This window comes from Pseudonocardia benzenivorans CB1190 (genome assembly GCF_000196675.2).
Taxonomy (GTDB): domain Bacteria; phylum Actinomycetota; class Actinomycetes; order Mycobacteriales; family Pseudonocardiaceae; genus Pseudonocardia; species Pseudonocardia benzenivorans.
The window spans coordinates 1,861,479-1,882,402 of sequence record NC_015312.1; the positions used below are offsets into that span (position 1 = coordinate 1,861,479).

21 protein-coding genes are annotated in these 20,924 nt (G+C 74.2%); 13 read left to right on the top strand and 8 right to left on the bottom strand.

The annotated features are described in order from the left end of the window. Positions 1-79 precede the first annotated feature (79 nt). Positions 80-1,594, top strand: a complete 1,515-nt coding sequence (locus PSED_RS08965) for a PucR family transcriptional regulator (protein ID WP_013673930.1) — start codon at positions 80-82, stop codon at positions 1,592-1,594. Between the two features lie 58 nt (positions 1,595-1,652). Here PSED_RS08965 and PSED_RS08970 read toward each other — a convergent pair whose 3' ends face one another. The 6 genes from PSED_RS08970 to PSED_RS08995 form a co-directional block, all read right to left on the bottom strand. Beyond that, a complete protein-coding gene (locus PSED_RS08970) occupies positions 1,653-2,021 on the bottom strand; it encodes a hypothetical protein (protein WP_013673931.1) in 369 nt (122 codons plus the stop codon). A gap of 254 nt (positions 2,022-2,275) precedes the next feature. Then, complete coding sequence (gene pucL / locus PSED_RS08975) at positions 2,276-3,133, bottom strand: factor-independent urate hydroxylase (RefSeq protein ID WP_013673932.1); 858 nt, start codon at positions 3,131-3,133, stop codon at positions 2,276-2,278. A gap of 5 nt (positions 3,134-3,138) precedes the next feature. Next, the gene (gene uraH / locus PSED_RS08980; RefSeq protein WP_013673933.1) at positions 3,139-3,435 is read right to left on the bottom strand and encodes a hydroxyisourate hydrolase; all 297 of its coding nucleotides are present in this window, start codon (positions 3,433-3,435) and stop codon (positions 3,139-3,141) included. Next, the gene (gene uraD / locus PSED_RS08985; protein WP_013673934.1) at positions 3,432-3,908 is read right to left on the bottom strand and encodes a 2-oxo-4-hydroxy-4-carboxy-5-ureidoimidazoline decarboxylase; all 477 of its coding nucleotides are present in this window, start codon (positions 3,906-3,908) and stop codon (positions 3,432-3,434) included. Before uraD (PSED_RS08985) ends, uraH begins: the two co-directional genes overlap by 4 nt. Continuing rightward, positions 3,905-5,764: a 2-oxo-4-hydroxy-4-carboxy-5-ureidoimidazoline decarboxylase gene (gene uraD / locus PSED_RS08990; protein WP_013673935.1), complete on the bottom strand. Its 1,860-nt coding sequence runs from the start codon at positions 5,762-5,764 to the stop codon at positions 3,905-3,907. The genes uraD (PSED_RS08985) and uraD (PSED_RS08990) overlap by 4 nt, the downstream gene beginning before the upstream one ends. Before the next feature lie 195 nt (positions 5,765-5,959). Next, on the bottom strand, positions 5,960-6,250 hold the full coding sequence (locus PSED_RS08995; protein WP_013673936.1) for a hypothetical protein: 291 nt from the start codon (positions 6,248-6,250) through the stop codon (positions 5,960-5,962). A gap of 404 nt (positions 6,251-6,654) precedes the next feature. On the opposite strand from PSED_RS08995, the gene PSED_RS09000 reads away from it, so the two are divergent. The 7 genes from PSED_RS09000 to PSED_RS09030 all read left to right on the top strand — a co-directional run bounded on the left by PSED_RS09000 (position 6,655) and on the right by PSED_RS09030 (position 14,084). Next, complete coding sequence (locus PSED_RS09000; RefSeq protein ID WP_013673937.1) at positions 6,655-7,443, top strand: electron transfer flavoprotein subunit beta/FixA family protein; 789 nt, start codon at positions 6,655-6,657, stop codon at positions 7,441-7,443. A gap of 27 nt (positions 7,444-7,470) precedes the next feature. After that, positions 7,471-8,418, top strand: coding sequence for an electron transfer flavoprotein subunit alpha/FixB family protein (locus PSED_RS09005; RefSeq protein WP_013673938.1), 948 nt, complete (start codon positions 7,471-7,473; stop codon positions 8,416-8,418). Positions 8,419-8,671: 253 nt separating this feature from the next. After that, entirely contained in the window at positions 8,672-9,457 is a 786-nt protein-coding gene (locus tag PSED_RS09010) for a GNAT family N-acetyltransferase (RefSeq protein ID WP_041759436.1), read from the top strand. A gap of 71 nt (positions 9,458-9,528) precedes the next feature. Further along, positions 9,529-10,653, top strand: a complete 1,125-nt coding sequence (locus PSED_RS09015) for a lysophospholipid acyltransferase family protein (RefSeq protein WP_013673940.1) — start codon at positions 9,529-9,531, stop codon at positions 10,651-10,653. 130 nt (positions 10,654-10,783) lie between these two features. Further along, positions 10,784-12,043 (top strand): cysteine desulfurase family protein, encoded by a 1,260-nt coding sequence (locus tag PSED_RS09020; protein WP_049803637.1) that lies wholly within the window; start codon positions 10,784-10,786, stop codon positions 12,041-12,043. Beyond that, a complete protein-coding gene (mnmA, locus tag PSED_RS09025; protein ID WP_013673942.1) occupies positions 12,040-13,119 on the top strand; it encodes a tRNA 2-thiouridine(34) synthase MnmA in 1,080 nt (359 codons plus the stop codon). The genes PSED_RS09020 and mnmA overlap by 4 nt, the downstream gene beginning before the upstream one ends. Positions 13,120-13,190: 71 nt before the next feature. After that, complete coding sequence (locus PSED_RS09030) at positions 13,191-14,084, top strand: DUF1206 domain-containing protein (protein WP_013673943.1); 894 nt, start codon at positions 13,191-13,193, stop codon at positions 14,082-14,084. A 3-nt stretch (positions 14,085-14,087) separates the two neighbouring features. Here PSED_RS09030 and PSED_RS09035 read toward each other — a convergent pair whose 3' ends face one another. Further along, positions 14,088-14,381 carry a DUF1330 domain-containing protein gene (locus PSED_RS09035; RefSeq protein WP_013673944.1) on the bottom strand — a complete coding sequence of 98 codons (294 nt, stop codon included), beginning with the start codon at positions 14,379-14,381 and terminating at the stop codon, positions 14,088-14,090. A gap of 305 nt (positions 14,382-14,686) precedes the next feature. Between PSED_RS09035 and PSED_RS09040 the strand changes: the two genes are divergently transcribed. The 5 genes from PSED_RS09040 to PSED_RS09060 are packed head-to-tail and all read left to right on the top strand — an operon-like array spanning position 14,687 to position 20,464. Next, positions 14,687-16,234 carry a class I adenylate-forming enzyme family protein gene (locus tag PSED_RS09040; protein ID WP_013673945.1) on the top strand — a complete coding sequence of 516 codons (1,548 nt, stop codon included), beginning with the start codon at positions 14,687-14,689 and terminating at the stop codon, positions 16,232-16,234. Continuing rightward, positions 16,231-17,373: a thiolase family protein gene (locus PSED_RS09045; RefSeq protein WP_013673946.1), complete on the top strand. Its 1,143-nt coding sequence runs from the start codon at positions 16,231-16,233 to the stop codon at positions 17,371-17,373. The genes PSED_RS09040 and PSED_RS09045 overlap by 4 nt, the downstream gene beginning before the upstream one ends. Then, on the top strand, positions 17,370-18,566 hold the full coding sequence (locus tag PSED_RS09050; protein ID WP_013673947.1) for an acyl-CoA dehydrogenase family protein: 1,197 nt from the start codon (positions 17,370-17,372) through the stop codon (positions 18,564-18,566). Before PSED_RS09045 ends, PSED_RS09050 begins: the two co-directional genes overlap by 4 nt. Then, complete coding sequence (locus tag PSED_RS09055) at positions 18,563-19,159, top strand: TetR/AcrR family transcriptional regulator (protein WP_013673948.1); 597 nt, start codon at positions 18,563-18,565, stop codon at positions 19,157-19,159. Before PSED_RS09050 ends, PSED_RS09055 begins: the two co-directional genes overlap by 4 nt. 39 nt (positions 19,160-19,198) lie before the next feature. After that, positions 19,199-20,464: a uroporphyrinogen decarboxylase/cobalamine-independent methonine synthase family protein gene (locus PSED_RS09060; RefSeq protein ID WP_013673949.1), complete on the top strand. Its 1,266-nt coding sequence runs from the start codon at positions 19,199-19,201 to the stop codon at positions 20,462-20,464. A 93-nt stretch (positions 20,465-20,557) separates the two neighbouring features. Here PSED_RS09060 and PSED_RS09065 read toward each other — a convergent pair whose 3' ends face one another. Beyond that, entirely contained in the window at positions 20,558-20,863 is a 306-nt protein-coding gene (locus PSED_RS09065; protein WP_013673950.1) for a hypothetical protein, read from the bottom strand. Positions 20,864-20,924: the final 61 nt, after the last annotated feature.

Sequence of the window (20,924 nt, forward strand, 5' to 3'; positions counted from 1 at the left end):
GGCACGCGGCCGTGCGGATAAGTCGCCGCCGCCACGAATCGGTGGCCCGCGTCACGCCGAGGTCTTGTACGTTCCTCCAATGCTCCTGCGTGACCTGCTCGCGCACCCCGGGCTGCACCTGCGGCTGCTCCACGGGTCGGACGTGGACCTCGACCGCGGCGTCCGGTGGGTCTACACGACCGACCTCATCGATCCCGGCCGCTACCTGTCGGGGGGCGAGCTCGTCATCAGCGGGCTCGTGTGGCGCAACGACCCCGCCGACAGCGAGCGGTTCGTCGCCGCCGTCGCCGCGTCCGGGGCGGCCGCGCTCGCCGCCGGCGAGGCGGTCTTCCACACCGTCCCCGACGACCTCGTGCAGGCCTGCCGGCGCCACGGCGTGCCGCTGATCGCGGTGCCGGAGGAGACGTCGTTCGGGACGGTGACCGAGATCGTCGTCGGCGCCGTCACCGCGGCCAGGGGCGACCGGCTCGCGCACACCCTGGGCCGCCAGCGCGAGCTGCTGAGCGCCGTCGCGAGCGGGGCGGGGCTCGACGAGCTGGTCGCGCAGGTCTCGGCGGCGACGGGCGTCGGCTGCCGGGTGCTCTCGGCGAGCGGACGGCGGATCGCCGGACCGCCCTTGTCCGACGACCTGCGCGACCGCCTGGTCGCCACCTTCCTGACCGCGCAGCGGCTGCCCGCCCGCGTCGGGGCGGGGTGCTCGGTCCTGCTGGTAGGGCCAGGGGCCGGGGCGCGGGTGACCTCGTGGTTCGTGGTCGCCGACGGGCGGTTCGACGAGTGGGAGTCCGAGGTCGCCGACGCCGTCGGTGAGCTGGTGGCGATCGCGGCGCTCGACCGGGCGCGGCGCGGGGAGGGACAGCGCGTCGCGTCGGCGATCGCCGACGACGCCGTCGCGCTGCTGGCGGGAGGCGCGCACGACCGGCCCGAGACGGCGGTCCGGCTGCGGCAGGCCGGGCTGCGGGCCACGGGCGCGCTGAGCGTCGTCGTCGCCGGGTTCGCCGGCCGGCCGGACCTGGCCGAGACCGCGCGGACGATCCTGCTCGACGTCGGGACCGCCGAGGCCGGCGACGCGCCCGTGGTCGGGGTGAGCGACGGGACCGCCGTCGCGCTGCTCCCCGGTCCGGTCGACGCCGTCGACGCCGCGCTGCAGCGGCTCGGTCCCGGGCTGCCCGGCACGCTGCTCGTCGGGACGAGCCGTCCCGCCGACCCCGGCACGCTGGCCGGCGCCCTGCGTGAGGCCCAGCACGCCCGCGAGCTCGCGCACGGCAGGCCGGGGACGCTGCACGTCGTCGCCGCGGCCGAGGTGACCTCGCACGTCGCGCTGCTCGCGGCCGTCCCGGACGAGGTGCGCCGGGCCTTCGCCGCGAGCGTCCTCGACCCGGTCCTGGCCTACGACGAGCGCACCGGTGCCGGGCTCGTCGGGACGCTCGAGGCGTTCCTGGAGTGCTCGGGATCGTGGAGCCGCACCGCCGAGCGGCTGCACCTGCACGTCAACACCGTGCGCTACCGCATCGGGCGGGTCGAGGAGCTGACGGCGCGCGACCTCTCGACCCTGGCCGACCGCGTCGACGTCTGGCTCGCGCTGCGCGCGCGCTGACCCGAGGGGCGCGGCGCCCGCGCGGTGTGCTGCCGGCGGGACGGACCCCGGGCCGCGGTCAGACGCCGCGGCGGCGGGCCGGGCGGATGCGGCCCGCCTCGTCGACGGTCGCGACGACCCGGTCGGCATGGTCGCGGAAGGTCGCCGAGGCGTCGTCGTAGACGCCCACCTGGCGCCCGGCCCGGTCCCGGACGGTGCCGTCGAGCTCGACGAGCGCCCGTGGGTGCCCGGCGGCGTCGCAGACCAGGCCGGTCGTCAGGTCGATGCGGCGGGAGTGGTCGAGCAGCGCGCCCAGCTGCGGAACGCGCCGGCGGGTCCGGGCGGCGCCGACCGACCGCCCCACGACGAGCCCGGCGACCGCCGCCGCCGCGAACGCCGCGGACACGACCCGGCCGGGTCTGCCGGTGGCACTCGGACGTCCCCCCACGACCGATCCCCTTTCCGCCCGCGGCGCGTCGTCGCGCCGGAGGGCTGATGTGGGGGTCGGCGCGCGATATGCGCACGTTACGGCGGACGGCGGCGTGTCGCGAACTCACCGCTCGTTGCCGAACGGTCCTGCTCCGTCCGTGGCGTCGGGCTCCGCCGGACAGGTGAGTACGGCGGCGTCCGGCCGGCGCCCGTGCGTGGCAATGGTCGCTATGGCGACCATTGCCACTCACAGGGGCGCGGCCGGGCAGGGCGTCAGGAACGCGTGACCGTGGCCTCGATCAAGCCATACGGCCGGTCGGCCGCGTAGAAGACCTCGTTGGGGTTGTCCAGGCCGAACGGCGACAGGTCCACGACGAAGTGGTGCTTGTTCGGTGCCGACAGCGAGATCTCGGCGACCTCGGGGTGGGCCTCCAGCGCGGCGCGGCCCATCTCCCACAACGTCTGCTGCAGCGCCTTGGAGTGCACGACGGCGAACTGCTCGAGCAGGATGCGCCGCACGTCCGACCACGTCTTGTCCCAGTCGAGCTCGGTCGTCGCGTAGCGCCACGTCGCGACGAGCGAGGTGGACATGATCCGGTCGTGGGTCTCGGCCAGCGTGGTGTACCCGTCGGTGAGGAAGCCGGCGAACTCCGAGCCGGTCGACTTGAGCAGCACCAGGTCCCGGAGCCCGGAGACGACCTGCTCGCCGCTCCCGTCGACGGTCACGACCGTCGTGCGCACCTCGGGGCCGCGCCGGACCCAGGTGTGGTCGTGGCCCTGGCCGCCGACCTCCACGCGGTCCCAGAACAGCTCGTCCACCGCCACGCTGGCCCCGGTCACCGGCTCGACGTCGGCGACGAAGTGCCGGGCCAGGTCGAGGCCGTAGGTCTCGATCTCGCGCAGGCCCTTCTCCTTGGCGTAGGCGTAGCAGGTGTTCTTCTGGGTGTCGGTCGGCAGCACCTGCGCCTGGTCGCCCTCGAGGTGGGCGGCGGTGAAGTCGCCGCGCAGCGCCGTCGACACCGTGACGTCACGGATCTCGTGCCGGGGGCTGTCGCGGTAGATGCGCACGACGCGGTTCTCGGCCTTGCCGTACTGGTTGGCGCCCAGCGTGATCGTCGACGTGGTGGTCATCGGGTTCAGCTCCCGCGGTAGGTGGAATAGGCGAAGGGGGACAACAGGAGCGGCACGTGCAGGTGTGCCGCGGGATCGGTCACCGTGAACGTCACGACCACCTCGGGGTGGAAGTGGGGCCGGTCGCCGAACCAGGCACCGGTGTCGAAGACCAGCCGCCACGTGCCGGGGGCCGGCAGGTCGGCGAATCGGGCCCGGCCGTCGTCGTCGGTGACGGCGGAGCCCACGCCCTCCAGCGACACCCGCATCCCGGCGGCGGGCGAGCCGGTCGCGGCGTCGAGCACGTGCGTCGAGAGGCTCACGACGACCTCACCAGCCGGGCGATGCGCAGCCGGTTGATCCCGGTGAGCTCCTCGAGGGCGACCTTGCGCTCGGTCGCCGGGTCGTTGGCCAGCCGGGCCTGCAGCGTCGCCAGCAGGTCCTCGGCGCTGCGCCCGCTGGCGCAGACGAGGTAGACGTACCCGAAGCGGGCCTCGTAGGCGCGGTTGCCCCTGGCGAGGGCGTCGAGGACGTCCAGCGGCGCACCGGCCACCCCCGCCTGCTCGCGCGCCGAGGCGCCCTCGGCGACCCGGTCCCCGATGCGCGGGTGTCCCTCGAGCGCGTCGTCGAGGTCGCTGTCGCGCAACGCCTCCGCCGCGGCGGCCTGCAGGGCCTCGACCGAGGGGAAGGGCCGTCGGGCGGCGACGACCCGGGCCCACCGGGGGGCCGAGCAGCACGCCAGCAGCGCGCGCTCGGCCTCCGCGGCGGGAAGGGCGTTGAACTGCTGCAGTGTCATCGAGCGCTCTTCGTCCACGACGTCCGCGCGGTGTGGATCGGGTTGGCGTCGGCGACGAGGTCGGCGAAGCGGTGGTTGGCCACCTTCGCGATCTCGATGAGCGCCGCCGCGTGCTCCTGCGCGGGGGAGTTGGTGAGCCGCAGCGCACCGTCGCGAAGGATGTGATCGCGGTTGTGCGCGTCGCGGACGCAGACGATGAGCGGGATGCCGAACCGCTCCCGGTAGGTCGCGGCGAGCGCCTCGAACTCCTGCTGGTCCTCGTCGGCGAGCCGGGTGAGACCCGCGGCGGACTGGTCGCGCTCGGAGTCCTCGCCGATGTCGAGCCCGCCCAGGTCCGGGTACTCCGCCATCAGCGCCCGCTGCTCGTCGCGCGGCGCGGCGAACAGCGCCTCCTGGAAGGCGGTGCGCAGCGCGTCCGTGTCGGCGAAGGGCCTGCGGTCGTAGGCGTGCCCGACGACGGCGGTCTCGCCCTGGAACAGCCGCCCGAACGTCGCGACGAACTCCTCCCGGCTCATCCCGTTGACCTGTTCCAACCGGACCGTGCCCTCGCCGGGCGAGCCCGCTACGGCCGGGCCGCGGCCGCGTCCGATGTGGTGGAACACGATGTTCAGCACGATCGCGGTGATGCTGCCGAGCGTGATGCCGGAGCCGAACACGACCTGTGCCCACTCGGGCAGCGCCTTGGCGACGTCGGGCTGGGCCGTCACGAACATCGCCAGGCCGACGCTGGAGGCGACGATGACGACGTTGCGGTGGTCGTGGAAGTCGACGCGCGAGAGCGTCTGGAAGCCGACGACGGCGACGGTGGCGAACATCGCGAGCGCGGCGCCGCCGAGCACCGGGTGCGGGATCCCCGCGACGATCGCGCCCGTCTTCGGAACCAGCCCGATGACGATCATGATCGCTCCGGCAGTGGCGACCACGTAGCGGCTCTTCACCCTGGTCAACCGGACGAGGCCGACGTTCTCGGCGAAGCAGGTGTAGGGGAACGAGTTGAAGATGCCGCCGATGGTGGTGGCGAGCCCGTCGGCACGCAGCGCACGAGCGATGTCGGACTTCCCGACGCGCTTGTCGACGATCTCGCCGGTCGCGAACACGTCGCCGGTGGTCTCGACGGCGGTGATGAGCATGACGACGATCATCGAGACGATGGCGGCGAGGCCGAACTTCGGGATTCCGAAGAAGAACGGCGTGGTGACGCCGAACCAGGCCGACTCGCCGACGGCGGAGAACGTCGCGAAGCCGGTGGCCCACGCGACGAGCGTGCCGGCGACCAGCCCGATCAGGACGGCGACGGTGGCCATGAACCCGCGGAAGACCCGCTGGATGACGACGATCAGCGCGAGCGTGCCCAGCGCGAACGCGAGGTTGTGCCAGTCCTCGGGGTGCGGGTTGTCGGCACCGCCGACGGCGTCGGCCGCGGCCACGGGCAGCAGCGCCAGCCCGATGATCGTGATGACCGACCCGGTGACCACCGGCGGGAAGAAGCGGATGAGCTTGCCGAACACGGGCGCGATCAGGAGGGTGAACAGCCCCGCGACGATCACCGAGCCGTAGATGACGAGCAGGCCGTCGGTGCCCCCGCCCGCGGCCATCCCGATGGCGATCATCGGCGACACGGCCGTGAACGTCACGCCCTGCAGCAGCGGTAGCCGCACACCGACCTTCCAGAACCCGACGGACTGGATGATCGAGGCGATGCCGCAGGTGAACAGGTCGGCGTTGATGAGGTGGATGAGTTCGCGCTCGTTCAACCCGATGGCCCCGGCCAGCAGGATCGGCACGATGACCGCGCCGGCGTAGAAGGCGAGCACGTGCTGGAAGCCGTAGACGGCGAGCTTCGCCGGGGGGAGCACCTCGTCGACGGGATGGCGTCGGCGTGGTGTCGGAGTGGGAGGACGGGCGCGCACCTGGCACCTCGCAGGGGTCGTCGGCTGTGACGCGACCCACGATGACGGCCGCCCGACGGCAGCGACCACCCGTCGAAACGACGAAGCCGACGGGTCCCGGAGGACCCCGGTTCGGAGGATCCTCCAGGCCGCCGGGAACGGTCAGCCGGTGGGCGCGCCCGCGACGGTCACGATCCCGCCGACGGTGTGGGTCAGCCAGCCGAGCAGCACCCCGTCGGTGAGGTCGAGCGGCACCTCGGGGCCCGTCCAGCTCAGCAGCGCCACGGGCCGGTTCGCGAGCGCGTCGCGCAGCATGGCCGCGAGCTCCGGCGTCGCCAGGACGGTGAGCCCGCCGCTGGTCACGGGCGTGCAGTCGGCGCCCTCGGCCGTGTCCGATCCCGTGCGCAGGACGTACCCGCAACCCGTGCGGTCGTCGTATCCGGTGACCAGCACCTCGGCACCCCCTGCCCGTCGCCGGAACGGCCCGGCGGCGGTGTCCGTTCTACCGCCGAGCGGTGCGGCGCGCCCGCGCACAGCACCGAACGTGAGAACCGTCTAACCGCTGTGAAAGCTGAAATGTTGAACTGATTGGTGAGGGTTCTCACCCCGGCGATCGTTTGCCGCGCCCCGGACCCGCGACGACAATGGCCGCAGGGATCGACGGTTCGCGGCGGAACCATCCGGGACACACCGCGGACGTTCGCGACGAGGGTCCGCGGGCACCGCCGACACGCTCTCCGACCATGGCGGGCAGGGTGGCGACCGGGCGGGCGGACCGTCCGAGCAGCATTTCCGAGACACGGGTCGCGCACCGGACGGGCGCGGCTCCCGCACCGGCAGGAGGTCGAAGAGGTCCGATGAACATCGTCGTGCTGATCAAGCAGGTGCCCGACACCTACTCCGAACGCAAGCTCGACGGCTCGGACGGCACGCTGGACCGCGAGGCCACCGACTCCGTGCTGGACGAGATCAACGAGCGCGCCGTCGAGGCCGCCCTGCAGCTCAAGGAGGCCAACGACGGCACCGAGGTGACCGTCGTGACGATGGGCCCGGACGGGGCGACCGACGCGATCCGCAAGGCGCTGTCCATGGGCGCCGACAAGGCCGTGCACCTGTCCGACGCCGCGCTGCACGGCTCCTGCGCGGTCCAGACCTCCAAGGCGCTGGCCAAGCTGATCGGGACCGTCGACGGCGGCTTCGACCTGGTGCTGGCCGGCAACGAGGCCTCCGACGGCCGCGCCGGCGCCGTGCCCGCCATGGTCGCCGACATCCTGGGCGTCCCGGCGCTCACCCACGCGCGCGAGGTCACGGTCGAGGGCGGCAGCGTCAGCGTCACCCGCGAGACCGACGACGGCGTCACCAAGCTGACCGCCGAGCTGCCCGCACTGGTCTCGGTCAACGAGAAGATCAACGAGCCGCGGTACCCCTCCTTCAAGGGGATCATGGCCGCCAAGAAGAAGCCCGTCGCGACGCTGTCGCTGGCCGACGCCGGGATCGACGCGTCGGAGGTCGGGCTGGCCAACGCGCTGTCCACGGTCACGAGCTCGCAGCCCAAGCCGCCGAAGAGCGCGGGCGAGAAGATCGAGGACGAGGGCGACGGCGGCGCGAAGATCGCCGCCTACCTGGTCGCGCAGAAGCTGGTCTGACCCCACCGACGAGAAGGAGAATCCACCATGGCCGAGGTCCTGGTCCTCGTCGACCACGTCGAGGGTGAGAACAAGAAGAGCACCTACGAGCTGCTGACGGCGGCCCGCGCGCTCGGCGAGCCGTCGGCGGTCGTCGTCGGCCCGGCGGGCACCGCGGGCAAGCTGGCCGACGGGCTCAAGGCGCACGGCGCCGCGAAGATCTACGTCGCGGAGACCGACTCCACCGACTTCCTGACCCCGCAGGTGTCCGTGCTGGCCTCGCTCGTCGAGTCCACGAACCCGGCGGCCGTGCTGATCTCGGTGAGCGCGGACGGCAAGGAGATCGCAGGGCGGCTCGCCGTCCGCACCGACTCCGCGCTGCTGGGCGACGCCGTCGCGGTCTCGCCCGAGGGCGTCACGCACTCGGTGTTCGGCGGTGCCTACATCGCCGAGGCGAAGGCCAACACCGCGCACCCGGTGATCACGCTGCGGCCCGGTTCGGTCGAGGTCGAGCAGGCCGACGGCGCCGGTGCCGAGGAGAGCGTCGAGGTCCCGGCCGCAGCGGGCCGGTCCGCGACGGTGACCGCGCGCGAGCCGCTGGCCGGTGGCGACCGTCCGGAGCTCACCGAGGCGAGCGTCGTCGTCTCCGGTGGGCGTGGTGTCGGGTCGGCGGAGAACTTCGAGATCGTCGAGAAGCTCGCCGACTCCCTCGGCGCCGCGGTCGGCGCCTCGCGCGCGGCCGTCGACTCCGGCTACTACCCGCACCAGTTCCAGGTCGGGCAGACGGGCAAGACGGTCTCGCCGCAGCTCTACATCGCGCTCGGCATCTCCGGCGCGATCCAGCACCGCGCCGGCATGCAGACGTCCAAGACGATCATCGCGGTCAACAAGGACGCCGAGGCGCCCATCTTCGAGATCGCCGACTTCGGGGTCGTGGGCGACCTGTTCAAGGTTGCGCCGCAGCTGCAGGAGGAGATCGTCAAGCGCAAGTCCTGACGTCTCCGACGACGCCCCCGGCCCTTGCGGACCGGGGGCGTCGTGCTGCTCGGGCCGCTGGCGGCTCTTTCGTGCAGGAACGGCACTTTCCCGCAACTGGGCGGCGGGAAAGTGCCGTTCCTGCAATCGGGCCGGGCCGGGGCGGGCTGGGGCGCGCAGCGCGGGGTCCGTCCGGGGGAGTTCACCCGGTCGCCACCCGACGGCCGCCGCGGCACGGATCGTACGTTCGTCTGCGACCCGTACCAAATGGGGCGTGACCTCCTCGATCTCCTCTCGGGTGCTGGGCACCACCCCCGAGACCCCGGCCGGCCGCTACTCGCTGCTGCTGACCACCGACGCCGACGAGGTGCGCGCGGCCCAGCGGCTGCGCCACGACGTGTTCGGCGACGAGCTGGGTGCCACCCTGCACAGCCGCGTGCCGGGCCTGGACGTCGACCGGTTCGACGAGTTCTGCGACCACCTCGTCGTCCGCGAGGACGCGACGGGCCGCGTCGTCGGCACCTACCGGATGCTGCCGCCCGCTCGCGCCCGCGAGGCCGGTGCGCTCTACGCCGACGGCGAGTTCGACCTCACCTCCCTCGACGGGCTGCGCCCCGAGCTGGTCGAGACGGGCCGCTCCTGTGTGCACCCCGACCACCGCAACGGTGCCGTGGTCAGCCTGGTGTGGGCCGGCCTGGCCCGCTACATGCTGCTGTCGGGCAACCGCTGGCTCGCCGGCTGCGCCAGCGTGCCCCTCGACGGCGAGGACGGTGCCGACGGCGCGCTCGCCGCGGGCGTCTGGGAGCGGGTCAAGGCCACGCACCTCGCGCCGGACCTCTACCGCGTCGCGCCGCACAACCCGTGGCGGCCGGGACCCGTCGTGCGGTCGGGCAGGCTCGCGATGCCGCCGCTGCTGCGCGGCTACCTTCGGTTGGGCACCTGGATCGGCGGCCCGCCCGCCCACGACCCCGACTTCCGCTGCGCCGACTTCTTCGTGCTGCTCGACGTGCAGCGCCTCGACCAGCGCTACCTGCGCTACTTCCTCGGCGCCATCGCGTGAGCACGCCGGCCGTGCCGCCGACAGGGGCTCCTGCCGCCCCGGCCCGCGGTGGTGATCGTCGTCCGCGGGACATGGGCGTCGCCGCTGTCGCCCATGTCCCTGGTGCGCACGTCCCGCACGTCGTCCAGCACCCGACCCACCCCGGGGTGCCGCGCGCCACCGAGCGCGACGCCGGCCCCTGGCCTCCGTACTCGCCGTGCGGGCCGGACTGTCTGCCACCGCCGGCCCGGCCCGCACGGCTGCGCTCCGCCCGCCGCGCCGCCGCGCTGCTCACCGTCGTCGGCGCGGCGGTACTCACGCTCCCGCTGGTCGCGCCGTTCGGTCGCCGCGCCACCGGCGTCGCGATGCGCCACGTCTTCCGCGCCGTGCTGGGTGCGGCCGGCATCCGGCTGCGGGTCATCGGCGGCTCCTCGTTCGCGGACGAGGGCGGTGTGCTCGTCGTGGCCAACCACCTGTCGTGGATCGACGTGCTCGCCCTCGGTGCGGTGCAGCCGGTCCGGATGGTCGCGAAGCGCGAGGTCGGCGACTGGCCCGTCGTCGGACGGGTCGCGGCGCGCAGCGGCGCGCTGTTCGTCGACCGGACGGGGCTGCGGGCGTTGCCCGGGGTCGTCGCCGAGACGGCCGCGGCCCTGCGCGCGGGTGCCGTCGTCGGCGTCTTCCCCGAGGGGACGACCTGGTGCGGCTCGGCCGCGGGCCCGTTCCGGCGCGCGGTGTTCCAGGCCGCGGTGGACTCCGGGGCACCGGTCCGGCCCGTCACGCTCGACCTGCGGGCGGCCGACGGCCGTCCGACGACCGCCGCGGCGTTCGTCGGCGACGAGACGCTCGCCGCCTCGTTGCGCCGCGTCCTCGCCCTCGACGGCCTGGTCTGCGAGCTCACGCTGCACCCGGTACTGCGCCCGGGCCCGGGTGCGGACCGGCGCACGCTGGCGGCGCAGGCCCGGCAGGCGGTGACCGGCGCGCGCGTCCGCCCGCAGCGGGCCGTCCCCGCAGCCGGGGAGCGCGTCGAGGAGAGCGCCGGTGAGGAGAGCGCTGGTGGGGAGAGCGCCGGTGAGGAGAGCGCCGGTGAGGAGAGCGCCGGTGAGGAGAGCGCCGGTGAGGAGCGCGCCGGCGAGGGACGCGCCGACCGTGAGGGTGTCGACGGGGAGCGTGCCGGTGCGGCGCCGGGCCCGGCGGGGGACACCGCAGTCGCCGCGTGACCCGCCCGCGGACGGCCCGAGGGAGACGGCGATTACCCTGGACGTCCTGACGACGGACAGGGACGGGCAGGACCTCGTGAGCTCAGTGACCGACGCGACCGGGACCGGGTCGACCGGCTCCCACGGCGCCGTGGCGTACCTGGATCACGCGGCGACGACGCCGATGATCCCGGAGGCCGTCGCCGCCGTCGCCGAGGCGATGGGGACGACCGGCAACGCCTCCGCGCTGCACTCCTCCGGCAGGCGCGCGCGCCGGCGGGTCGAGGAGGCGCGCGAGACGATCGCGGGCGCGGTCGGTGCCCGGCCGTCCGAGGTCGTCTTCACCACGGGTGGCACCGAGAGCGACAACCTCGCGGTCAAGGGCCTCTACTGGGCCCGGCACGACGCGGACGCCCGGCGCACCCGGGTCCTGGTCTCGGCCGTCGAGCACCACGCCGTCATCGACTCGGCCGACTGGCTCGCCGAGCACGAGGGCGCCGACGTCGAGCTGCTGCCGGTCGACGCCGAGGGCCGGGTGCGCCCCGAGGTGCTGCGCGCGGCGCTGGAACGCGACCCCGACAGCGCGGCGATGGTGTCGGTCATGTGGGCCAACAACGAGGTCGGCACCGTCAACCCGATCCGCGAGCTCGCCTCCGTCGCCCACGAGTTCGGCGTGCCGTTCCACACCGACGCGGTGCAGGCCGTGGGCATCCTGCCGGTCGACTTCGCCGCCTGCGGTGCCGACGCGCTCACCCTCACCGGCCACAAGCTCGGCGGGCCCTACGGCGCGGGTGTGCTCCTGCTGGGCCGCAGCGTGTCGCTGACGCCGCTGCTGCACGGCGGCGGCCAGGAGCGCGACGTCCGTTCCGGCACCCTCGACACCCCGTCGGTGATCGGGCTCGCCACCGCCGTCGAGCTCGCGGTGGCCGACGCGCCGCGGCGGGCGGCGACGATCGGCGCGCTGCGCGACGAGCTCGTCGAGCGGGTGCGGGCGGCGGTGCCCGACGCCGTCCTCAACGGCGACCCCGGCACCGACACGATCGACGGCGGCCCGTCGCGGCTGCCGGGCAACGCGCACCTGTCGTTCCCCGGCTGCGAGGGCGACAGTCTGATCATGCTGCTCGACGCCCAGGGCATCGAGTGTGCCACCGGCTCGGCGTGCACCGCGGGGGTCCCGCAGCCCAGCCACGTGCTGCTGGCGATGGGCGCCGACGAGGCCACGGCGCGCGGTTCGCTGCGCCTGTCGCTGGGCCACACGTCCACCGCGCGCGACGTCGACGCCCTCGCCGCGGCGATCGGGCCGGTCGTCGAGCGGGCCCGCCGGGCCGGGCAGAACGCGGCGGCGCACCGTCGCCCCGCGGCGGCGCAGCAGCCGGGCAGGGAGGCAACGCCACGGGCGGTCGCGCGATGAGGGTCCTCGCCGCGATGAGCGGCGGGGTCGACTCCGCCGTTGCCGCGGCCCGCGCGGTCGATGCGGGCCACGACGTGGTCGGCGTCCACCTCGCGCTGTCGGAGACACCCGATGCGTTGCGGTCGGGATCGCGGGGCTGCTGCTCGCGCGAGGACGCCGACGACGCGCGCCGTGCCGCCGACGTGCTCGACATCCCGTTCTACGTGTGGGACTTCGCCGCGCCGTTCTCCGCCGGGGTGGTCGACGACTTCGTCGCCGCCTACGCCGCGGGCCGCACGCCGAACCCCTGCGTGCGCTGCAACGAGCGGATCAAGTTCGCGGCGCTGCTCGACAAGGCGCTCGCGCTCGGCTTCGACGCCGTCTGCACCGGGCACTACGCACGTCTTTCCAACGGTGTCCTGCGGCGTGCGGTCGACGACGGCAAGGACCAGTCCTACGTGCTCGCGGTACTCACACCGTTCCAGCTCGCGCACGCGCTGTTCCCCATCGGCGACACCCCGAAGGCGCAGGTCAGGGCCGAGGCCGCCGAGCGGGGCCTGCGGGTCGCCGACAAGCCCGACAGCCACGACATCTGCTTCATCCCCTCCGGCGACACCCGGGCGTTCCTGGCCGAGCGGCTCGGTGCGCGGCCGGGCCCGATCGTCGACGCGGTGAGCGGCGAGGTCATCGGCGACCACGCAGGCGTGCACGGCTTCACCGTCGGGCAGCGCAAGGGGATCGGGGTCGACCGGCCCGCCGCCGACGGCCGTCCCCGCTACGTGCTGGGCATCGAGCCGGTGAGCGCGACGGTGACGGTCGGCCCGGCCGAGGCGCTCGACGTCCGCGAGATCGACACCGAGACCCCGGTGTGGGGCTGCGGCACCGCGCCCGACGGACCGGTGAGCTGCGTCGTGCAGGTCCGCGCGCACGGCGGTCTGGCCCCGGCCACGGCATGGCCGACCGCCCGCGACGGTCTCCACGTCGAGCTGGGCGAGCCGCTGCGCGGGGTCGCGCCCGGGCAGTCGGCGGCGTTCTACCGGCCCGATCCCGGCGGTGACGTCGTCCTCGGCAGTGCCGTCATCAGCGCCGCCCGCTGACCGCCACCCGGACGAGTGGCGCGAACCGCTCGAAAGGGTCATGCTGCGCTCCGGCCGACCGGAGGTGGCGTGTGCCCGACGACGTCCTGTACCGCCCGTCCGACGACCCGGACACCGTCGCGACGGACACGCACCCGGTTGACGCCGCTGGCCCCGACACCGCTGGCCCCGACACCGGTGCGGCCGACACCGCCGAGGACGTCGCCACGTCGAAGCCGGTCCGTGTCCTCGGCCGCATCGGGCTCGTCGCCTACGGGGCGGTGAACCTCGTCATCGCGTCGCTGGCCGTCCAGGTCGCGTTCGGCGACCGGGAGCGCGCCGACAAGACCGGCGCGCTCGCGACCGTCGCCGAGACCGGGGTGGGCCGGGTCGCCCTGTGGCTGGCGGTCGCGGGGCTGGCCGCGCTGACCCTCTGGACGCTCGCCGAGGTGGTGTTCGGCCACCGCGGGCCGTCCGTCGGGCGCCGGGTGCTGCGCGGCGCGATCGACCTGGCGGAGGCCGGCATCTTCGCGACGCTCGCCGTCTCGGCCGCGAAGATCGCCGCGGGCGGGTCGTCGCAGGGCTCGGTGCTGAGCACGGTGCTGCGCTGGCCCGGCGGCCAGTGGCTGGTCGGGGCGGCAGGTGTCGGGGTGGCGGTGCTCGCCGGGTTCGCGGTGTGGCGCGGGCTGCGGGGCGGGTTCCGTCGCGACCTGGACCTGTCGCGCTGCGGACCGCGCCTGGGCCGGCTCGGGGTGCTCGCCGGGCACGTCGGCTGGGTGGCGCTGGGGCTGGCCTACCTGACCGCCGGCGTCCTCACGGTGCGGACGGCGGTGCGCTACGACCCCGCGCAGCCCGTCGGGCTCGACGCCGGCGTGCAGACGCTCGGCGCCCAGCCCTACGGCCCGGCACTGCTGCTCGCGCTGGCCGCCGGGCTGGCCGTGTTCGGGCTCTACTGCCTGTTCGACGCCCGCTGCCGCAAGCGGTGAGCGCTACGCGGCGCCCTCGACGATCCGGAAGTCCCGTTCGGCGACGCCGTCGAGGATGCGGACGGCGTCCTGGTAGGCCTGGCTCTCGTAGGTCGCGACGGCCACGTCGTAGTCGGCGAACTCGACGACGACGGTGCGCTCCGCGAGCCCGTGCTCCCGTGCGGTGACCTTCCCGCCCCGGGTCACGAAGCGACCCCCGGCCTCGAGCACGACCGGCGCCGCCTGTGCGCCGTACCTCGCGAGTGCGTCGGTGTCGGTCACCCACCGGTAGGTCACGACCCAGTACCCCTTCGCCACGCTCGCCGCCTTTCGTCAGGTGTTCGTCAGGGCATCGTATGCGGGCCGATAGGGGGCCTCCGGCGGACCACTCGCCGCGGTCCCGCGCCCGGGCGGCCCGTTCCTGCGTCGGTGCCGAACCCGAACACGCCCGGATGCCGACCCGGCTCCGCCTTCCCGCGAACCACCCGGATCACCAGGCCTGGCGACGGCGATCCCCGGACAACCCCTATGAATGAGCAGAAATTCTGCTGATGTCTTGAACTTCTGGGCGAGCGGGGCCATGCTCGGAGGGTCCGACACCGGCGTCGGCGAGGAGGTCCGCCGTGTACGTGGCCGACATGATGCGGCAGTCCGTCGCGTTCCACCGCGACCGCACCGCGCTGATCGACGAGCACCGCTCGCTCACCTATGGCGAGGCCTGGGACCGTGGCGTCCGGCTCGCCAACGCCCTGATCGCGCTCGGCGTCCGGCCGGGCGACCGGGTCGCGGGCCTGGAGGACAACAACCTCGGCGCGGCCGATCTCTTCATCGGCGCCGCGATCGCCGGGGCCGTGCGGGTGCCGCTCTACGCGCGCAACTCGGCCGAGGCGCACGCGCACATGATCGGCCAGACCGGCGCCGTCGTGCTGCTCACCGACGCCGCGTACGCCGACGGCGTCAAGGGGCTCGACGCGACCGTGGACTGCCTGCGTCACATCGTCGTGCGCGACGCCGGGTACGAGGACTGGCTCGCGTCGCAGCCGGCCGAGGACCCGCACGTCGTCGTGGGCGACGACGACTGGTACGTCATCCGGCACTCCGCGGGAACGACGGGCAGGCCCAAGGGCGTCGGCTACACCCAGCACGACTGGCTCGTGAACTGCCGCAACTGGTACTGCCGGCTCCCGCTGCTGCAGCTCGACAGCGTCGTCGGGCACGCGGGACCGATCTCGCACGCCTCGGGCTACCTGTTCCTGCCCGCGTGGCTGCACGGCAGCGCGAACCTGCTCTTCGGCGGGTTCGACGCGGTGAAGGTGCTCGACATGATGGAGCGCCACGCCGTGACGCACATGTTCGCGCCGCCGTCGATGGTGCAGATGCTCAGTGCGGAACCCTCCGCGGCGGGCCGGGACTGGTCGGCGCTGCAGTGCGTGCTCGTCGGCGGGGCCCCGATCACCGACGCCACGGCTCAGGCGGGCCGACGCGTGTTCGGTGAGGTCATGCACCAGGTGTTCGGGCAGACCGAGGCGGTGCCGCTCACCGAGATGACGCCCGCGGAGTGGTTCTCCGACGTGCCCGGCTCGACGCCGATGCGCGCCGCCGGCCGGGTGCTGCCGTTCGTGCGCATCGAGATCCGCGACGCCGACGGGGAGACCGTCCTGCCCCTCGGCGAGGAGGGCGAGATCTACGCGCAGTGCGAGGGCCAGATGCGCGAGTTCTGGGACGACCCCGGCCACGTCCACACCCGGACCCGGCTGATCGACGGCTGGGTCCGCACCGGTGACATCGGCCGCCTCGACGTCAACGGTTACCTGTACGTGCTCGACCGGGCCGACGACATGATCGTCTCCGGTGGGTTCAACATCTGGCCCGCCGAGCTGGAGAGCGCGATCAACGACCATCCCGAGGTCGTCGAGGTCGCCGTGTTCGGTGTGCCGCACGAGAAGTGGGGCGAGACGCCGATGGCGGTCTGCGTCGTCGCCCCCGGGTCGACGCTGCAGGCCGAGGAGGTCGTGTCACTCGTGCGCGACCGGCTCGGTTCCTACAAGAAGCCCGGCCGCGTCGAGATCACGACCGAACCGCTGCCCAAGAGCGTCGTCGGCAAGGTGCAGCGCAAGGTGCTTCGTGAACCGCACTGGGCGGGCCACGACCGGCGGGTGCACGGCGCATGACCGACGTGTTCGTCCAGGGATCGGGCATGACCCGGTTCGGGCGCCACCTCGACCGCAGCCCGCGCGACCTCGTCGAGGAGGCCGTCGCCGCCGCGCTCGCCGACGCCGGGCTCGGACCCGCCGACGTCGACGCGGTCGTCGTCGGCAACGCGGTCGACGGGCTGATGACCGGCCAGGAGTCGGTGCGCGGGCAGGTCGTGCTGCGCGGCACCGGGATCCGGGGTGTGCCCGTCGTCAACACCGAGAACGCGTGTGCCTCCGGGGCGGTGGCCGCACACCTCGGGTGGCAGTCGGTCGTCGCGGGGCTGCACCGGCGGGTGCTCGTCGTCGGCTACGAGAAGCTCGTGCACCCCGACCGGGAGAAGGCCTTCCGCGCCTTCGACGCGTCGATGGACCTCGAGGAGATGCGCGCGCTGCATCCCGAACCCCCCACCGACCGCACGATCTTCATGGACCACTACGCCGGCCGCGACGACCTCGACGAGTCCCTGCTCGCCGAGATCGCGGCCAAGAACCACACCCACGGCTCGCTGAACCCGCTGGCGCAGTACCGGACCCCGCTCGACGCGGCCGAGGTGCTGGCGTCGCGCGCGATCGTCGGGCCGCTGCGGCTGCGGATGTGCGCGCCGATGGGGGACGGGGCGGCCGCGGTCGTCCTCTCCGCTTCGCCCGGGCCGGTCCGCGTCCTGGCGTCGGCCATGACCAGCGGCCGCGGGGACGACGCCTCGATGCCGACGGCCGTCTCGCGTGCGGCATCCCTTGCGTACGAGCGCGCCGGGCTCGGACCCGAGGACCTCGATCTCGTCGAGCTGCACGACGCCACCGCCGTCGGCGAGCTGGAGCTGTACGCGCAGCTGCAGCTGTGTGCGTCCGGCTCGGAAGAGGCCCTGGTCAAGGGCGGGACCACCCGGCTCGGCGGGGCCCGACCCGTCAACACCAGCGGCGGGCTGCTGGCACGCGGGCACCCGATCGGCGCGACCGGCGTCGCCCAGCTGGTCGAGCTGCACACCCAGCTCACCGGCCGCGGCGGTGCCCGGCAGGTCGACGGCGCCCGGATCGCGATGGCGCAGAACCTCGGCGGGATCGTCGGGACGGACGTGGCGTGTGCCGTCGTCCATGTACTGGGGGGAACTTCATGACGGACGAGCTTCGGACCGGCGCGATCTACGACGTGCCCTGGGCGTTCGACGACGAGCACCGCGAGTGGCAGAAGGCGGTCCGGCGGTTCTGCGCCGACGTCGTTTCCCCCGGCGCCTCCCAGCGCCACGTGGAAGCCCGCTTCTCGCCCGAACTGGTGGAGGCCGCGGGGGAGCTCGGCGCGTTCGGGCTGCTCGCGCCCGAGGAGTACGGCGGCGCCGGTGCCGACCTGCGCTCCGCCTGCCTCGCCGCCGAGGAGATCGCCACCGTCGACTCCTCCCTCGCCGTCACCGTCCACGTCCAGGCGATCAGCGTCGCGCTGCTCGTGCATCTCGCGGCCGACCGCACCGACCTGCTCAAGGAGATCGTCCCCGGCGCCGCCGCCGGCAGCACCTTCGTCTCCTTCGGGCTCACCGAACCCTCCGGCGGGTCCGACGCCGGCAACATCGGGACCCGCGCCCGCCGCGTCGGCGACGACTGGGTGATCAACGGCGCCAAGCAGTTCATCACGAACTCCGGCACGCCGTTCTCGCGCTACGTGATCCTCTTCGCCGCCACCGACGACGACCCCGGCACCGGGCGCCCACCCGTCTCGGCGTTCCTCGTCCCGCTCGACGCGCCCGGCGTCACCGTCGGGCCCGCGTACGCCAAGCAGGGCTGGCGCTCGTCGGACACCCATCCGCTGTACTTCGACGACGTCCGCCTGCCCGCCGACGCCCTGCTCGGCGAACAGGGCCGCGGCTACCGCGAGGCGCTGCGCTTCCTGACGTGGGCGCGGCTGCCGATCGCCGCGATGAGCATCGGCGTCGCGCGGGGCTGTCTCGTCGACAGCGTGCGGTTCGTGGGGGAGCGCGCCTCGATGGGCAGGCCGCTGGGCGGGCACCAGGGCGTCGCGTTCCAGGTCGCCGACATCGCCGCCGCCGTCGCCACGGCCACCGTGCTCACCTACGACGGCGCCTGGAAGTACGACCGCGGGCTGCCGATCGAGCGCGAGGCCGCGATCGCGAAGCTCGTCGCCTCCGAGCTCGCCAACTCCGCGGGCTACACCGCGACCCAGCTCGCGGGCGGGTACGGCTTCATGGAGGAGACCGCGTCGACGCGGCACCATCAGGACGCGAGAATCCTCACCGTGGGCGAGGGGACGTCGGAGGTGCAGCGGATGCTGATCGCGCGCGGCCTGGGGTTGCCGGTGTGACCTCCGTGGGATCGGTCGGCGCGCCCGTGTCACGGGTGGCCCGGAAACGGGCCGAGCGGCAGCGGCTCATGGAGCGCGTCGCCGCCGAGGTGTTCGCCGAGCGCGGCTACGAGCGGGCGAGCCTGGAGGAGATCGCCGCGCGCCTCGACATGCGCGGCGCCAGCCTCTACCACTACTACCCGTCCAAGGAGGACCTGTTCCTCGCCGCGGTGCAGAACGCGACCGCCGAGGTCGTCGCCCGGCTCCGCGAGGTCGCGTCCTCGGGCGGGCCGGCGGTCGACCGGCTGCGGCGGCTGTTCGTGTCGCAGGCGCTCGTCGAGCTGCGGGACTACCCGTCGTTCGCGCCGCTGTTCCTCATGCACCTGCCCGACCCGGTGCTCGACGCCCGCGTCCGCGAGCTGTCCCGTGAGCACGCCGCGGTCTTCCGCGAGGTGGCGGCGGAGGTGGCCGGTGACAGGGGGGACGCCCTGATCGGGACGTACCTCGCGCTCGGCTCGCTCGCCTACCTGCGGCGTTGGTACGACCCGGCAGGCGCCCTCTCCCCGGAGGAGCTGGCCGAGCACGTCGCGGCGTCGCTGGTCACCCTCCTGTGAGTGAGGCCTGAGGCAGGCCCATCTGATAGACCGTCGGCCATGACTTCCGAGAGCGACCCCGCCGCCGACGCGCTCGCCGAGGCGCTGGCGAAGGCCGGGCTCGGCGGCGTCGCGCCGCCCGCCCCCGCCGACCCGCTCTCCGCGGCCCTGGCCGCCGCCGGCCTGGCCGACGCCGTGCCGGGCGCCCCCGCTCCGCCGCAGGTCGGGGGCGGCATCGTCGTCACGACACCCGAGGAGGACGAGGAGCCCGAGGACCTGCCGCGCTGGCCCGCGGGCATCGCGACGGGCGTCGGCTCGATGCCCGGCACCGACGTGCGCGAGGCGGCCGCGATCGTGGCGGGCGAGGTGGGCGCGATGCCGTTCGTCCCGGAGCTGCCCGGCCGCGGTGTCGGCGCGGACCTCACCGGCCGCACCGCGGGCCTGCTCGTCGACATCGCGGTCGAGGTCGTGCCGACCGGCTACCGGGTCACCCAGCGCCCCGGGCGCGACCATCGCCGCGCCGTCGACCTGATGCGCGGCGACCTCGACGCGTTCGACGAGGCCTGCGACGCGATCCGGCCCGGCTGGGTGAAGGTGCAGGCCGCGGGCCCGTGGACGCTCGCCGCGACCGTCGAGACGCACGCCGGGCACCGGGTCCTCACCGACCGCGGCGCCGTCCGCGACTTCGCGGCCAGCCTGCAGGAGGGGCTCCGCGGACATGTCGCCGAGGTCGCGGCGCGGACCGGGGCCCGGGTCGTCGTCCAGCTCGACGAACCGGCCCTGCCCGCCGTCCTGCGTGGCTCGCTGCCGACGGCGTCGGGCTACGGGACCGTCCGCGCGATCGAGGAGAACGACGCCGCCGACCTGCTGCGCGACGCCGTCGACGCCTTCGCCGCCGTCGGGTCCCCGGTCGTCCTGCACTGCTGCGCGGACGACCCGCCCATGAAGCTCCTCGCCGGGGTCGGCGCCGCGGCCGTCGGGATCGACGGAACCCGTCGCGCGATCTCCGGAGACACCGCCCTGCCGGCCGCGCTCGACGCGGTCGGGGAGGTCTGGGACGCCGGGACGCCGATCATGCTGGGGCTCGTCCGCACGACGGCGCCCGCCCGCACGCCGGAGGTGGCGGTGCTCGCCCAGCGCGCCTTCGACCTCGCCGACCGGCTCGGGTTCGCCCGGCACCGCCTCGCCGAACTGGCCGTCCCGACGCCCACCTGCGGCCTCGCCGGTGCTACCCCCGACTGGGCCCGCACCGCCCTGGGCCTGTGCCGGCAGCTGGGCGAGGCGTTCCTGGACCCCACGGGGGACAAGGACGTCGACGAGCGCTGAGGCCCTGCAGAGCCGCTCCCCGACTTGCCGGAACGGCACTTTCCCGCAGCCCAGTTGCGGGAAAGTGCCGTTCCTGCAGAACGGGTGGCCTCCTCACGGCGCGACGACCTCCACCTCGCCGCCGCGGCCGCGCAGCCACGCCAGCAGGGTCGGGTCGTCGAGGGTGAGCTCCACGTCGTGGTCACCCAGTGGGACGCGCTCGTAGAGGCGGATCGCGGTGCGCAGGTCGAACGCGATCTCGCGGCTCGCGGAGACGGTCGTGCCGAGGTGGGTGACGGTGCGGCAGTCGGCCAGCGCACCCTCGAGAGCTTCTGCCTCGACGCCCAACGGGAGCGCCTCGACCAGCCGCTCGTGGTGCTCGCCGGTGAGGACGATCCCGTCGTCGCAGGCCACCAGCATCGTCACCCCTCGCTGCGGGCCCGGGCGTCCCGCGCTCCGGTCGTTCGGCCGTGCGGGGGTG

Excerpts from the sequence above, each read along its gene's own strand:
- PSED_RS08965 (WP_013673930.1), top strand. The coding sequence starts at position 80 with ATGCTCCTGCGTGACCTGCTCGCGCACCCCGGGCTGCACCTGCGGCTG.
- pucL (WP_013673932.1), bottom strand. The coding sequence starts at position 3,133 with ATGACCACCACGTCGACGATCACGCTGGGCGCCAACCAGTACGGCAAG.
- uraD (WP_013673934.1), bottom strand. The coding sequence starts at position 3,908 with ATGACACTGCAGCAGTTCAACGCCCTTCCCGCCGCGGAGGCCGAGCGC.
- PSED_RS09000 (WP_013673937.1), top strand. The coding sequence starts at position 6,655 with ATGAACATCGTCGTGCTGATCAAGCAGGTGCCCGACACCTACTCCGAA.
- PSED_RS09005 (WP_013673938.1), top strand. The coding sequence starts at position 7,471 with ATGGCCGAGGTCCTGGTCCTCGTCGACCACGTCGAGGGTGAGAACAAG.
- PSED_RS09015 (WP_013673940.1), top strand. The coding sequence starts at position 9,529 with ATGGGCGTCGCCGCTGTCGCCCATGTCCCTGGTGCGCACGTCCCGCAC.
- mnmA (WP_013673942.1), top strand. The coding sequence starts at position 12,040 with ATGAGGGTCCTCGCCGCGATGAGCGGCGGGGTCGACTCCGCCGTTGCC.
- PSED_RS09045 (WP_013673946.1), top strand. The coding sequence starts at position 16,231 with ATGACCGACGTGTTCGTCCAGGGATCGGGCATGACCCGGTTCGGGCGC.
- PSED_RS09050 (WP_013673947.1), top strand. The coding sequence starts at position 17,370 with ATGACGGACGAGCTTCGGACCGGCGCGATCTACGACGTGCCCTGGGCG.
- PSED_RS09060 (WP_013673949.1), top strand. The coding sequence starts at position 19,199 with ATGACTTCCGAGAGCGACCCCGCCGCCGACGCGCTCGCCGAGGCGCTG.
- PSED_RS09065 (WP_013673950.1), bottom strand. The coding sequence starts at position 20,863 with ATGCTGGTGGCCTGCGACGACGGGATCGTCCTCACCGGCGAGCACCAC.